This is a genomic window from Acuticoccus sediminis (assembly GCF_003258595.1).
GTDB lineage: Bacteria > Pseudomonadota > Alphaproteobacteria > Rhizobiales > Amorphaceae > Acuticoccus > Acuticoccus sediminis.
Map to the genome: position 1 here is coordinate 185,633 of NZ_QHHQ01000002.1, position 12,543 is coordinate 198,175.

The following is a 12,543-nucleotide window of genomic DNA, read 5'->3' on the forward strand; positions in this document are numbered from 1 at the left end:
TCCGCTTTCGGTCCCCCCGGCGGCGCGCCCGCCGGCGGCGTCCGGCCCGGCCGTCGATCGAGGCCGCCTAGCGGTCCCGGCACGTGCTCCGTCGTGCCCCCGCCCGATGCTCGGCGCGCCGGGCAAGTACGACCGCGTGCGCGCGCTTCCGCTGACTGCGGACCGTGAGCTGCGCGGTCATCGCGAGGCCGGCGAGGCCGTAGACGACCGCCAGCACGACCGTACCGGGTCCTGCGCTCGCCGCCGCCACCGCGGCCGGAAGGACGAAAGCCACCGACAGGAGCGCCGTTCGGCCGATCGAGAATGGAAGCATGGGTCCCCACATCCACGGATCACATCGGGCGAGGCTAGTGCGCATCCCTGTCCCGAAGCTGCCGGGCGGGGCTCGGGTCTCGGGTCTCGGGTCTCGGGTCTCGGGTCTCGGGTCTCGGGTCTCGGGTCTCGGGTCTCGGGTCTCGGGTCTCGGGTCTCGGGTCTCGGGTCTCGGGTCTCGGGTCTCGGGTCTCGGGAGGGATGTTCGAGGTGCGGGGAGAAAGCCGTCAAGAATTATGACCGAGATCGGCCATTGGCCTACATCTCGCGGCACGATTTGCTATAGGAACCGATCGGCGCTGCCGCGCTCGGGGGTGTAGCTTAACGGTTAAAGCCACCGGCTCATAACCGGCCAGATGGGGGTTCAAATCCCTCCGCCCCTACCACGCAGTCCACCGATCCGCGCATGAATTGGCGCATTCGGAGTGACTAGGCGATATATCAAAGGCTTACGCGCTGTCGGCCGGGCGACTGTCCCGTCTCTCCCGTCTGTGGAACGGGTTCTCCGCGGTCTTGCGCTGCGTTTTCTCCGGAGGCCGCTTTCGCCGTCATGGATCGCAGGCGTTCAGCCCGACGCGGAGACACACACGGCCGCGCGAGAATGTCCGCTTCATTTTGTCTGGAGGAATCGAAGCGCCCCAGGTCCGCTATCGACGAGATTGTCCGAGACGCTCGGCCTGCTCGCTCCAGCCGAGAGGGAGCGGAACAGCCTGCCGCAACCGCTCCGCCGTCAGCGCCGGCGGCTGCCGCCCGTCCATGATTGTCCGGACGATGTCCGGCGCGAGGATAGCCAGGCCGATCGTGCGGCTGACGACGGCAGCATCGACCCCACTTCGACGTGCGATATCCGCCAGGCTTTCGGCACTGCCTGTCCTCTGATCCTCTAACCAGCGGTTCGCGTCCCGGACCAGCTTGATCAGATGCGGGTCCGGCGACGCTTGCTCAGTCTCGACGTCACCTTCGCGCGCAGCTTCCTGCCTCCGACTGGCCGCCTCGCGCGCGATCTCCTCGTGCTCGGCGAGGACGAGCGCGCTCCGCTGGCCCCAGCGGGCGACGTCGGCCGGCGCCATCGGCCGCAGCGTTTCCGCAACGTAGCCGCCTTCGAAAACGAAGGCTCGGGACGGACCTCGTTGCCAGGCGCCTAGAAGGTCAGGATGTCGATCACGCCCGGACGCGCGGCGGCATCGGCGCGATCGAGGGATGCGATCGTCCCGCGCCCCATCCGGCTCGTGAGGAGGAATGCGTAGGCGGTCCCGGCCGGCCGCACGTCGGCCGCGAAGCGCGCGCGGCAGGCGACCTTCTCGCGCGCCGCGTGGCGGGGAACGGCTGCCCGCTGGGGCCGGACGCCTGCGGCAAGAGCGGCTCAGCCATGGTGGACCTCCATCGCAGCGGTGGCGGATCGGGGGGCCAGAGATCGCGCATGAAGGCGCCGTTGCCGGCGGCCCGCACGGCCTCCGTCCGACAGGCGAAGCCTTCGGGTGTTTGCTCCGTCATCGCGCCGGCGCCCAGTCCCCCCGCATTCGCGACGGTGGCGGCGAGCGCGGGGAGACACGCGCCCGCCATCGGCGCCATCACGACCGGGAGCCGGAGCCCGTACGCTGCGCAGAACGCTTGGGCTCTCGCCAGAACGGGATGGAGAAACCGCCTGTGTGGCTGGGGTCGTTTGGCGCTCCCGTCGACCGTTTCTTTCCTCGCTTCGATCAAATGAGACATGCGCCGGCGGGGCCGAAACGAAAGATCACTTCGTGGTCACGTTACCGCGTCCGGCCGCGCGATGATGGCCCCGTGGGCTACAAACAGGCTGCTCCGCCGTCTATGTTCGGCCTTGTTGGACAGGAGGACCGAATTCGGCCCCGAAGGACCGATGACATTCCGGCCTGTCGACCTAGGTGGCTTCACGGGTCGGACCGAAGGGGCCATGAGAACGCGAATGGATGCGCGCCCTTCTGCACGCGTCGTTCGGGCACGCGGCGCTGCCCGCCGCGGTGAAGTTCGGCTCCCGACCGCGGCGATGCGCCGAACTGGAGCCCGGAGGCGCTTTGGGACGCCGACGCCGGCGGTTCGCCGAACCGACGCGCGCTCTGTAACCATCCCGGCGCCGTAGCCGAAGAACCCATCAAGGAGCACGGATGCGGTCGACCGAGAGTGCCTTGCGTGGGCTGATGATCGACGGACTGAACGGGGACGCGTCGGCTCATTCGGCTCTGTTGAGCCTTCTGGTGCCGATTTTGCGCGGCTTCTTTCGGCGTCGTATGCGCGATGACGAGAGCGATATCGAGGATCTCGTGCAGGAAACACTGATCGCCGTTCATACGCGCCGCGCCACCTACGACCGGGAGCGTCCGTTCACCGCGTGGATGTTCGCGATTGCGCGCTACAAGCTGATTGACCATTTCCGCCGCGCCCACCGCCTCCAGCCGATCGACGAGCTGGAGGAGACGCTGCCGGCCGCCGACGAGGAGGCGAGCGTGATGGCGCAGCTTGATGTCGATCGGCTCCTGGCCGAACTTCCGCCCAAGCAGGCACGCATGATCCGGGCGACCAAGATCGAGGGACTGAGCGTTGCCGAGGCGGCGGATGCCGGCGGTATCGGCGAATCCGATGTGAAGGTTTCGGTCCATCGCGGGTTGAAGGCGCTGATGGGGCGTGTCCGGGGCGAGGCATGACGACAACCGAGGAACTGGTTCAGGGACTTGCGCGGGACGTGCGGCCCGTTGGCCGCCGCGCGGTCGAGTGGCGGGTGCTGATCGGCGTCGGAGGGGGCGCCGTGGTATCCGCTGTGCTCGCGATCTCGGTACTCGGGCTGCGTGAAGACCTTGGCACCGCCGCTCAAGGCGGCGCCTTGTGGATCAAGGTGGCCTACACGCTGGCGCTGGCGCTGGCCGCCTTTGCGATGACCACGCAGCTCGCCCGACCCGGCCGCGAATCCCTGCGTTTCGCCTGGGCGGCAGCGGTGCCGGTGGTCCTGCTCGCGGCCCTCGGCTTCGTCGAGCTGATGCGCACGCCGCCGAACGAGCGGATGGCGCTATGGCTCGGGGAAAGCTGGCAGAGCTGTCCGTGGCTCGTCCTGTCGCTCGCCGTGCCCGTCTTCGTCGGCCTCCTGTGGGCATTTCGCCAGCTTGCGCCGACGCGGCTGCGGGCGGCCGGCGCGGCGGCAGGGCTGACGGCAGGTGCGGTTGCGGCGGCCGTCTATTGTCTGCACTGCCCGGAGGCGTCGGCGCTCTTCGTACTGACCTGGTATTCGCTCGGCATCGCGCTCGCGACCCTCGCCGGCACGCTCGTCGGCCCACGCCTCTTGCGCTGGTGAACGTCTCCGAGAGGGCCACGGATCGGCGCTCTCGCACTTCGGCAGCCGCGCCTGCGCGCGTTGCCCACCCGCCGCCGCGCCCGGTGGAACATGGCGCCGCCGGGTGGGGGCGCTGCCGGGTGGGGCATCGATCCCCCGCGGCATCGAAACCCGAGCCAGGCGGCATCTCCATGTCAGCCGACGATGCCGCGAGGGGCCGGTGCCACCAGCATCGGGCCCCGCACCGCCACACCGCGCGGACCTCACGGCGACGTGATAACGCCCCCGCGTAACCCGGCCTGCCGGCCTGTCGAACTCCTGTCGGACCATCCCTGTTGCGGACGATGAAGGAGTTGCACCGTGAGACCGACCTCCCGCGAAGAACGCGGCTACGCCGTCGGCCCGTTGCCGACGCCTGATGCCCCCTCGTGTCGCAGCCGGCCGGACCGGCCCCTCTCCTGCGCGCAGACTCGCGCGCGCATGGATCGAGACACCATCGTGGGAGTGGAGTGATGGACGTCGACCGCTACGGCACCGCGCACACCAACGCCGACCAGAGGGCGCTGGCGCCATTCGAGGACGCCACCCATGCCGTCCTTGCTCACCGGCCTAACGCGGGCGCAGCCCTCGAGGCGGCCATCGCGTTCGACCCCGCCCTCGTCTCGGCTCATGCGCTCAAGGGGTTCGCCTGTCTGACCCTCGCCCGCGAGGAGCTCTTCCCCGCCGCGCGGTCGGCCGCGCAGGCTGCGCGCGAGGCGCAACGTGACAAGGGGGACGTCACCGCGGCCGAGGCGGCCCTCGTCGACGCACTCGCGCTCGGCATCGACGGTCGGTTCGGGGCCGCGGCGGACAGGCTCCATGCCTTCGTCGCGACCGATCCCCACGCGCTGCTCCATCTGAAGCTTGCCCAGTCGCTACGCTTCATGGTCGGCGACGTCGCCGGTATGCTGGCCGACACCCGCGCCATCCTGCCGGCGTGGGATGAAACGCGCCCCGGCTTCGGCTACCTCCTCGGCTGTCACGCCTTCGCACTCGAGGAAACGGGAGAATTCGCGGCCGCCGAAACGGCCGGGCGTCGTGCCGTCGCCCTCGCGCCGGACGACGCATGGGGCCTTCACTCGGTCGCTCACGTGTACGAGATGCGGGGCCGCACGGCCGACGGGATTGGCTGGATCGAGGCGGCTCGCCCGGTCTGGACCGGGTGCAACAACTTCGCCTTCCACATGGCCTGGCATCTCGCCCTGTTCCACCTGGAGGCCGGTGACGACGCGCGGGTGCTCCATCTCTACGATACCGAGGTGCGACCGCGCCCGACGGACGACTTCCGCGACATGGCCAACGCGGTTTCGCTGCTGTGGCGCCTCGAGCTGGAGGGCGTCGCTGTCGGTGATCGCTGGGAGGCACTGGCCGAGGTCGCGCGCAGGCGTCGCCGCGACACGACCCTCGCCTTCGCAGCACTGCACAACCTCATCGCCCTCGTCGCGGCGGGAGACAACGCCAGTGCGCGCGAGCTCGCTGCCGCGATGGCCGAAAAGGCCCGGGAGGAGACCGACCAGGGCGACACCATCAGGGCGGTCGGGCTCGACCTTGCCGGCGTGATAGTGTCGTTCGGATCTGTGCCGCGTGAGGCGGCGGCGCTTGTCGCTCTCGCCCCACGCCTCCAGAACCTCGGCGGGAGTCATGCGCAGCGGGACGTCTTCGTGCGCACCCTGGCGAGGGCTGCGGCCGACCGCGGCGACCGGGCGGCGCTCGACCGCGTGCTCGCCGCGCGTCGCCGGCTGAAGTGTGACGACCGGTTCGTCGCGGATCTCGCTGCCTGCCTCGATCGGCGCCCCGGTCTGCTCATCCACGGGTGAAGCGATCCCGGAGCGCCTGCCCTGCCAGGGCAGGCGCTCCGGGATGCGCCACCGCCACCGCGGCCGAGTTCCGGGAGCACCTCCTGACGGAGGGTTCAGCCTTGTGTGGCTGGTGCCGCGCACCGGCGTCGCCACAGCGGTCAGCTTGTGCGGGCGGGAGGCGCCCGAGCTTGCGGTCTGCCCCCAGGTCGCCCGGTCGGTGTTTGCGGACCGGGCGGTACAGCCTTTCAGCCGATCACGATTGGGGGGCATCGTGCGCCTGTTTCCTGCACGGATGAGGTCCGCCCGCAGTCGCTCAACCGGTCCGCTTCTCTCGCCAGCGCACGACGAAAGCGGTGACGAAGCCGAACAGGATGTGCCCGCCGAGCGAGGCCCACGTGAGCGGAATGAAGCCCAGAAAGGCCGGCAACCCCGCCACAAGGTGCGCCATGACGAACAGGGCGAAGATCCACAGTCCGACGCCGAAGCCCGCGCCAGTCAGCCACCACGGCAAGGACTGCAGCACGATGCGTTGAAGCGGGCGGGCGATGAACAGATAGCCGAGCGGATAGAACACCACGCCGACCACCGCATGGATCGCCTCGGCGAGCGGCTTGCTCGAAAAGCCGAACACGCTGCGGATGAGGGCCTCCGGCTCGAGCGGGCCGCCAACACCCGGAAGCTGCGGCGTGATGAGGCGGGCCCAGATTTCCCAGCTCAGGTCGGCGGCGAGGCCAGCCAGGAGCGCGGTGACGCATGTCGCGGCCGTCAGTGGCGGCACGAGGTCGGCCATGCGGGGGCCCGTCACGGGCGCCGTGGAGGAGGTCTTGCCCATGTCCGTCTCCTTCAAGGCCGGGTGCAACGACCCGGCGAAATCATTGATGTTCACGGCACGCCCGCTTCGGAATTGCAGGCGTGCTCAGCGCCCGGCCGCCTGCCCGCCGTCGACGTGAAGCGTTTCTCCCGTGACGAACCTCGCGCGCTCGAGGAACATCACCGCATCCACGACCTCGTCGATCTCGCCCATTCGACCGACGGGATGGAGCGCGCCCAGTGCCTCGTGCGCCTCCGGGGCATGCATCGGCGTCTTGATGATGCCCGGGGCAACCGCGTTGACGCGGATACCCCGCGACGCATACTCGATCGCGAGACTGCGGGTTGCGGCATCGACGCCCCCCTTCGACAGTGAGGCCAGCACCGACGGCACGGCCGACAGGGGCTGAGAGACAAGCGCGGTCGTGATGCTCACAACATGTCCCTCGCCACGGCCGACCATCGCCGCGATCGCGGCCTGCGTCGTAAAGAAGAAGCCACCCAGATTCGCCGCGATCACACGTGAATAGTCATCGGCTGAGTATTTCGTGAAGGCGTTTGCAGCGAATACTCCGGCGTTGTTGACCAGGGTATCGACCCGGCCGAAGCGCTCCAGTGTGCGCGCAACGAGCTCCGGCCCCGTTTCCGGGATGCCGATATCGCCGGAGACAGTGAGCAGATTGGGGTCGTCCGAAGGGGCAATCGACCGCGACCCTGCGGCGACCCTGTAGCCAGAGGCCAGAAAGGCCCTGACGAGACCTGCCCCTATCCCTTGTGACCCGCCGCTCACGACGGCGACCTTCGCCTCATCCGACATGGGAATTCCGATCTGATCCGATGACTGGCCAGATGGCCGGATGTGCATCTGCAACCGGCATCCGCCGGCGGCATCGGCCCCGTCGGCCACATCGGTCCGGGGTCCCGGCCATCAGCCGGCACCGTCGGCCGGTGGCGCGATGCCGATTGCGGCCTGCTCGGCCGGAGGCGCGTTCCGGAAACCGAAAGCGGCAGCGGTCGCGGCGAGATGGGCGAGGCGCTCCGGCGTCATCGCCGCATCGGCCTGCCCTGTCGCGACCTGCGCGAAGAAGCGGGCCATGCGCGGGGTCGTCACGAGCACGAGCGCGACCTCGCAGGGCCCGTCATTGCGCAGCGCATGCGGCACGTCCGGGGCGACTTCGATGATCTCGCCGGGGCCGAAGCGTCGCCACGCGCCATCGAGCCAGGCGGTGAGAACGCCTTCGACGATGACCATCGTTTCGCGCTCGCCGTGGCTGTGGAGCGGCACGACCACGCCGACCGGGGCGATGCTGCGGATGACGACGTAGCCGTCCGCGCCGGCGGTATGGGAAAGATCGACAAGCGGTCCGGTGATCGTTCGCATGTCTGCACGCAGGGCGGCAAAGATCGTCGCGGACGTCATGCCGCCACCTCCCGGCTCGCGGCAGCAAGTCCGTCGCGGCCGGAGCGCGCGGCAGATCCACTGCCGTGCCGTTCGAGCAAGACTGAAAGGCCGTGCATCGCGATGGGACGACGCGCATGGGCACCGCGCCGGACCTGGCGGGGGCGAGCGTCCTGCGCCGCGGCATCCGCGCAGATCAGGCTGTGGACGTCGATCGCGACGCGGGGCGCGCGGACCTCATCCATTGGCGACCTGCGCGCGCCATGTTCGACGCCGGCGCGTGACGCCGTCATCGGAGGGGTCACCGAAGCCTTTATTCGCAGGCGGTAAGCAAGAAGCACTCTCATCTTCAGGTGTCTCGTCAGCCGAAAGAACACCCGTTATTCGCCGCCACGGCGCAGCCGGTTACAGTCGAGATGCAATTCATCGGGCGATCGGCGGTGCGGGCGGGCGCTCCGTCATCCCGTCGATGCCGTCGATGCCGCACCGCAGGGGCCGCAGCCCATCCGCGACCGGGTCGCATCGGCCGCCGGTGTCGCCCCCCGACTTATCGATCGCCGGTCCGCTCACGAGGGTCTACCTGTCCGCTTCCGGTCGCCGCGCCCCGAGGCTTCGCGTGATGCGGGGAAACGGATCTGCCGGCGGCCCGCATCCGTCTTCGGGCGGCGCGATGTAACCGCCGGCGGCGCGTGCCCGAACTGTCCGACATGACACGGGTATCCCGCCTCCACCCCGGTCAGCGCGCGTCCGTGACGGTCCGTCGTGGCGTTTCGTCCGCGTCACGCGCAGAGGCGACGACATGAACTGGTGAAAGACATGCGCACCCGCACCTCGACCGAAGCGCCGCTCGAACCGCCCCGCGATGAGAGCGAGGGAGAGCGACGGAAAGCGATGATGGCGAACGAGCGTGATCCCCGCTTCGCGCTGGCCGGCAAGGTCGCGCTGGTCACGGGAGGCGGTACCGGAATCGGTGCCAGCACCGCCCTGCAGCTCGCGCAGCTTGGCGCAACCGTCGTCGTGGCGGGGCGGCGCGAGGCACCGCTGCAAGCAACCGTCGACCGGATCGAAGCAGCCGGCGCCGCGGCTTGGGCCCATCGTGCCGACGTGACCGACGAAGCGGCCGTCGAGGATCTCGTCGCCGCCGTCGTGGATCGCGCCGGTGGCCTCCATCTCGCGGTGAACAGTGCCGGCGGCGGCTTCCTCGGCGACATCGGCGAGACCGACGCTGCGACCTTCGACGCCGTCATGCGCGTCAACGCCTACGCCACCTTCTTTTCGATGCGAGCCGAGCTGCGGGCGATCGAGGCGAGCGGGGGCGGTGCGATCGTGAACGTTTCCAGCACCGCCGGGATTCGCGGGCTGCCGCAGTTTTCCGCCTATTCCGCGGCCAAGCATGCGGTGGTCGGCATGACGCGCTGCGTGGCGCTGGAGGCGGCCGGCCGCGGCGTGCGGATCAACGCGGTCGCCCCGGGAACGACGGCGACCGACATGATCGACCAACTCCCCACCGAGGTGAAGGATGCGCTGGCGGCCGCCTGCGCACTGCAACGCATCGCGGACCCCGAAGAGATCGCACGCAGCATCGTCCATCTGCTGACCGACGCGACATACTGCACGGGGATGGTTCTGCCGGTCGACGGCGGATTGCCCTGAAGCTGAGGCTGGACCGCCGGCCCTTTGCCCGCAGGAACAAAGGGCCGCTTTCCCATGGCTCCGGCCCGTACCGACCGGGCTGCGTCCGGCGGCCCCTGTCCGGGCGCTGGCCACGCGCGCTTTCATGCGGTCGGACAACCGGGACCGCGCGCCGCGTCCACACCCAACCGCACAACGATTGGTTCGCCCATGATCCTCAAAACCTACACGCGCATCCTGACCACCGATCTCGACGCGACGCTGCCGCTCGTCCGGGCACTGCATGGCATCGAGCCGCACCTCCATGCGAAATTCGCGGACTGGACACTGGTCGGGATCGGCGATGTGCTGATCGTCGCCGGCACTGAAGAATCGTTGGCGCCGATCAGCGGCAGCCTTGGTCCGTGGATCGTCGAGGACCTCACCGAGGTCCGTGCCACGCTCGCCGACAGTGGCGCGGAGATCGTGCGCGACATCGAGGACGTGCCGACGGGGCGAATGATGTATGCCCGAAATCCCAACGGCGTCCTCGTGGAATATGTCGAGTGGAACGCCGACCTTCTCGAACGGTACATCTGGGCACCGCTACGCGATGGCATCCCCGCTTCGCAAGTCCGGTAACGGCGAAGGACGAACGGAACGGGTCGCGTCATCCCTGACCGGCGTCAGGCTGTCGGCGAGTGGGCGATGGGGGCGGTCCCGAGCCACTTGGCGGAAGCGTCGGCGCGGATCGCCCTGACCTGGCAGTCGATCGGTATTGCGCTTGCGTCGATCGCCGGCGCTCTCGTTGTCCCACGCCGTCTGCGCTGGTCAACGCGGTGGCGAGGCGTCACGGGCGACGGTGCCGGCGCCAGGCGCAGGAGGCCGGGCCTCACGACGGCGTGACGGCGCGCCTGCGTAACCCAGCCCGTCGTCAGGCCGAATTCCCGTCAGATCAACCCTGTTGCGACCGCGAAGGAGTTACATCGTGAGATCGACCTGCCGCGAAAACCGGACCCCCATGCGCTCCGGCGCATCGGACCGCCTCACCTCCGGGGCGCCTCGTGCGGCCCGTCGCGCCATCGTGGGAGTAGCCTGATGCACGCCAGCCATGGCAGCAATGCCCACACTGCGCAGGCGTTGAGGGAGCCGGCGCCGTTTGAGGGCGCCACCCACGCCATTCCCGCTCATCGCCGGTACGCCGGTGCCCTCGAGACAGCAGCCGTTTTCGACCCCGCCCCCGTTTCGACCACCGTGCCGGGAAGGCTCTCGTGCCCCAACCCCGCGTGCGGCGATCCTCGCCCCGCCGCGCCGTTGGCCGAGGCGGCCCTCGTTGACGGCCTCACGCTCGTCGCGGGGGGCGCGGCCGGCATCGCCATGAACAGAAAGGGCTCGGCGTGATGACCACTGTGCTTTCCCATCGCATGATCAAAATCGCCCAGATGGTCCTGCAGGGCCTTGTTGCGTTCGTCTTTCTTGTGTCCGGCGTCCTCAACCTGGCCGGGGTGATGACCGAGGAAATGGTTCGCCTTGGCTATCCGGGTTATTTCACGACCATTGTCGGCGTGGCTTATATCGTCGGCGTGATCTGCATCTACCAGACACGCGTTGCCTTCTTGCGGGACTGGGCCTTTGGCGCCATGGCGGCCACGCTGGTGGCCGCGGTGGGCTCGCACGTGCTTGCCGGCGACCCGATCGGCAGTGCCGCGCCGGCGATCGTGACGCTCGTTGTTTTCGTGGCCGCCTACACCCTGCGCGTGCGACTTCGCGAGGCCTGATCGACCGGCAGGCCTGTCCCCCGTCGTGGCCGGGACCGGGCAGCGTAAAGCCCGCCGGCGGAGGGACGGGGTCGCCCACGAGGCGCTTGCGGATGCGCTTGAGCGGCCGCGAGGCCGGGGTTCGCCATGCGGAGAATGTTCGCCCCCGGCCCCTCTCCCTCCGCCATCACATGAGTTCGAGCGGTTCTGTCCGGTTCCAGAGAGCGTCAAAAACGCCAAGAGCCGCGCGCCGCAGCGCGTGAGCCGTTGCCCGCGGAGGTGTCAGACTGATCCTGCCCCGTTCGAGTGGACGGGGTTATGCCTGCTGCGGCAAGGACCTGACGGTAAGCGTCGGCTGCGGGTCGCCGTGTCGATGATGGCTGCCAGGAAGAGCCAGCCTTCCCCGGTCGGGATATAGGTGAGATCTGCGAGCCACACCTGGTTCGGCCGAGCCGCGATCCGGGCGAGGTCGACGCCCAGGACACCATGAAGGGCCGCCCGCACATCGAACGCCGGCGCGCCCGCCGGCATTTGCCGGTGCCGCGCGTTGGGCAGGATGGTCGGACTCTACTCCTGAATGGATGAGCTTTCGGGGGTCACGTCAACCACCATCACCCAGTTTCGCCCACAGCTCAGCAGAGGGCACGCGCACGCGCGCGCATCCGCCGAGGCGCGTCGGACGCGAGCACGGCAGCGGACCGGGCACGGAAAGCAGACCCCTTTAGGCGCGGACGTTGTTCGAGCCCCGTCCGCAGGACGCCCAGGTGACGTGCGGCACGCAGGGCGCACGCCGGGCCGCCTCAGCCGCCTGAGGAAGCGCGGAAGGCACGCGCAGCGGTGACGAGGGCGGCGAAAAGGCGGCGTCCATGCTCATCCCCCAGCTCTTCGGGATGCCATTGAACGCCGATCAGAAACGGCGTCGCGGGATCCTCGATCGCCTCGATCACCCCGTCCGGCGCATGGCCGGTCACGACGAAGCCTTCGCCCACGCGGTCGATCGCCTGATGATGCATCGAGTTCACGCCGAACCGCACCGCGTCCAAAATCCGCGTCAACGCCGCATCCGCCGCCAGCTCAACGTCGTGAACGATCTCTTTGATCGGCGACCCGTCACGGTGATCATCGGTCGGCACGGTGCGCCCGTCCAGCGTGTGATCGAAGATCGACCCGCCGCGCACCACGTTCATGATCTGCATGCCGCGGCACACGCCCAGCACCGGCATGCCCCGCCCCATCGCCGCCTCCGCCAGCGGAAACTCGAACGCATCGCGCGGCTCGATGATCTCGGTAATCGCCGGATGCATAGACCCGCCATAGCGCGACGGGGCAAAGTCGCTCCCGCCAGTCAGGATCAGCGCGTCGAGCAGCGGCAGGTAGGCCGCCACGTCATCCGCCGCGCCATGCGGCACGATGACGGGGAGTCCCCCCGCCTCGCGCACGCCCTCCACGAAGCCGCCCTGGGCGTAGAACTCGCCCGTCGCGGTGCGGAAACTGGCGGTTATGCCGATGAGCGGCCGCCCCACTCCCCCG

The 12,543-nt window shown here is 69.2% G+C and carries 14 protein-coding genes and 1 tRNA gene; 9 read left to right on the forward strand and 6 right to left on the reverse strand.

The genetic code is table 11. The features are described from left to right. Positions 1-67 precede the first annotated feature (67 nt). Positions 68-313 (reverse strand): hypothetical protein, encoded by a 246-nt coding sequence (locus DLJ53_RS35145; RefSeq protein WP_162409029.1) that lies wholly within the window; start codon positions 311-313, stop codon positions 68-70. 309 nt (positions 314-622) lie between these two features. Between DLJ53_RS35145 and DLJ53_RS09055 the strand changes: the two genes are divergently transcribed. Then, positions 623-698 (forward strand) — tRNA-Ile (locus DLJ53_RS09055). A 261-nt stretch (positions 699-959) separates the two neighbouring features. Here DLJ53_RS09055 and DLJ53_RS09060 read toward each other — a convergent pair. Then, on the reverse strand, positions 960-1,382 hold the full coding sequence (locus tag DLJ53_RS09060; RefSeq protein WP_111344490.1) for a hypothetical protein: 423 nt from the start codon (positions 1,380-1,382) through the stop codon (positions 960-962). Between the two features lie 1,059 nt (positions 1,383-2,441). On the opposite strand from DLJ53_RS09060, the gene DLJ53_RS09075 reads away from it, so the two are divergent. The 3 genes from DLJ53_RS09075 (at position 2,442) to DLJ53_RS09085 (ending at position 5,454) form a co-directional block, all read left to right on the forward strand. Beyond that, on the forward strand, positions 2,442-2,978 hold the full coding sequence (locus DLJ53_RS09075) for a sigma-70 family RNA polymerase sigma factor (RefSeq protein ID WP_111344494.1): 537 nt from the start codon (positions 2,442-2,444) through the stop codon (positions 2,976-2,978). Continuing rightward, a complete protein-coding gene (locus DLJ53_RS09080) occupies positions 2,975-3,619 on the forward strand; it encodes a DUF1109 domain-containing protein (RefSeq protein ID WP_111344496.1) in 645 nt (214 codons plus the stop codon). The genes DLJ53_RS09075 and DLJ53_RS09080 overlap by 4 nt, the downstream gene beginning before the upstream one ends. 491 nt (positions 3,620-4,110) lie before the next feature. After that, a complete protein-coding gene (locus tag DLJ53_RS09085; protein ID WP_111344498.1) occupies positions 4,111-5,454 on the forward strand; it encodes a tetratricopeptide repeat protein in 1,344 nt (447 codons plus the stop codon). A gap of 295 nt (positions 5,455-5,749) precedes the next feature. Here DLJ53_RS09085 and DLJ53_RS09090 read toward each other — a convergent pair whose 3' ends face one another. The 3 genes from DLJ53_RS09090 to DLJ53_RS09100 all read right to left on the reverse strand — a co-directional run bounded on the left by DLJ53_RS09090 (position 5,750) and on the right by DLJ53_RS09100 (position 7,666). Beyond that, positions 5,750-6,226: a hypothetical protein gene (locus tag DLJ53_RS09090; RefSeq protein ID WP_111346177.1), complete on the reverse strand. Its 477-nt coding sequence runs from the start codon at positions 6,224-6,226 to the stop codon at positions 5,750-5,752. A gap of 126 nt (positions 6,227-6,352) precedes the next feature. Continuing rightward, positions 6,353-7,063, reverse strand: a complete 711-nt coding sequence (locus DLJ53_RS09095) for an SDR family NAD(P)-dependent oxidoreductase (RefSeq protein WP_111344500.1) — start codon at positions 7,061-7,063, stop codon at positions 6,353-6,355. A 111-nt stretch (positions 7,064-7,174) separates the two neighbouring features. Beyond that, positions 7,175-7,666 carry a cupin domain-containing protein gene (locus DLJ53_RS09100; RefSeq protein ID WP_111344502.1) on the reverse strand — a complete coding sequence of 164 codons (492 nt, stop codon included), beginning with the start codon at positions 7,664-7,666 and terminating at the stop codon, positions 7,175-7,177. A 116-nt stretch (positions 7,667-7,782) separates the two neighbouring features. On the opposite strand from DLJ53_RS09100, the gene DLJ53_RS35150 reads away from it, so the two are divergent. From DLJ53_RS35150 to DLJ53_RS09120, 5 genes are all read left to right on the forward strand, one after another. Then, positions 7,783-7,929: a hypothetical protein gene (locus tag DLJ53_RS35150; protein ID WP_162409031.1), complete on the forward strand. Its 147-nt coding sequence runs from the start codon at positions 7,783-7,785 to the stop codon at positions 7,927-7,929. 532 nt (positions 7,930-8,461) lie between these two features. After that, on the forward strand, positions 8,462-9,298 hold the full coding sequence (locus DLJ53_RS09105) for an SDR family NAD(P)-dependent oxidoreductase (protein ID WP_111344504.1): 837 nt from the start codon (positions 8,462-8,464) through the stop codon (positions 9,296-9,298). Between the two features lie 189 nt (positions 9,299-9,487). Beyond that, positions 9,488-9,898: a VOC family protein gene (locus DLJ53_RS09110; protein ID WP_111344506.1), complete on the forward strand. Its 411-nt coding sequence runs from the start codon at positions 9,488-9,490 to the stop codon at positions 9,896-9,898. 456 nt (positions 9,899-10,354) lie between these two features. Then, positions 10,355-10,657, forward strand: coding sequence for a hypothetical protein (locus DLJ53_RS09115; RefSeq protein WP_111344508.1), 303 nt, complete (start codon positions 10,355-10,357; stop codon positions 10,655-10,657). Further along, positions 10,657-11,034, forward strand: a complete 378-nt coding sequence (locus DLJ53_RS09120; protein ID WP_111344509.1) for a DoxX family protein — start codon at positions 10,657-10,659, stop codon at positions 11,032-11,034. The genes DLJ53_RS09115 and DLJ53_RS09120 overlap by 1 nt, the downstream gene beginning before the upstream one ends. Positions 11,035-11,813: 779 nt before the next feature. On the opposite strand, the gene DLJ53_RS09130 is transcribed toward DLJ53_RS09120, so the two are convergent. Further along, complete coding sequence (locus DLJ53_RS09130) at positions 11,814-12,536, reverse strand: gamma-glutamyl-gamma-aminobutyrate hydrolase family protein (protein WP_162409033.1); 723 nt, start codon at positions 12,534-12,536, stop codon at positions 11,814-11,816. Between the last annotated feature and the right edge of the window lie 7 nt (positions 12,537-12,543).

Excerpts from the sequence above, each read along its gene's own strand:
- DLJ53_RS35145 (WP_162409029.1), bottom strand. The coding sequence starts at position 313 with ATGCTTCCATTCTCGATCGGCCGAACGGCGCTCCTGTCGGTGGCTTTC.
- DLJ53_RS09060 (WP_111344490.1), bottom strand. The coding sequence starts at position 1,382 with ATGGCGCCGGCCGACGTCGCCCGCTGGGGCCAGCGGAGCGCGCTCGTC.
- DLJ53_RS09075 (WP_111344494.1), top strand. The coding sequence starts at position 2,442 with ATGCGGTCGACCGAGAGTGCCTTGCGTGGGCTGATGATCGACGGACTG.
- DLJ53_RS09080 (WP_111344496.1), top strand. The coding sequence starts at position 2,975 with ATGACGACAACCGAGGAACTGGTTCAGGGACTTGCGCGGGACGTGCGG.
- DLJ53_RS09085 (WP_111344498.1), top strand. The coding sequence starts at position 4,111 with ATGGACGTCGACCGCTACGGCACCGCGCACACCAACGCCGACCAGAGG.
- DLJ53_RS09090 (WP_111346177.1), bottom strand. The coding sequence starts at position 6,226 with ATGGCCGACCTCGTGCCGCCACTGACGGCCGCGACATGCGTCACCGCG.
- DLJ53_RS09095 (WP_111344500.1), bottom strand. The coding sequence starts at position 7,063 with ATGTCGGATGAGGCGAAGGTCGCCGTCGTGAGCGGCGGGTCACAAGGG.
- DLJ53_RS09100 (WP_111344502.1), bottom strand. The coding sequence starts at position 7,666 with ATGACGTCCGCGACGATCTTTGCCGCCCTGCGTGCAGACATGCGAACG.
- DLJ53_RS35150 (WP_162409031.1), top strand. The coding sequence starts at position 7,783 with ATGGGCACCGCGCCGGACCTGGCGGGGGCGAGCGTCCTGCGCCGCGGC.
- DLJ53_RS09105 (WP_111344504.1), top strand. The coding sequence starts at position 8,462 with ATGCGCACCCGCACCTCGACCGAAGCGCCGCTCGAACCGCCCCGCGAT.
- DLJ53_RS09110 (WP_111344506.1), top strand. The coding sequence starts at position 9,488 with ATGATCCTCAAAACCTACACGCGCATCCTGACCACCGATCTCGACGCG.
- DLJ53_RS09115 (WP_111344508.1), top strand. The coding sequence starts at position 10,355 with ATGCACGCCAGCCATGGCAGCAATGCCCACACTGCGCAGGCGTTGAGG.
- DLJ53_RS09120 (WP_111344509.1), top strand. The coding sequence starts at position 10,657 with ATGACCACTGTGCTTTCCCATCGCATGATCAAAATCGCCCAGATGGTC.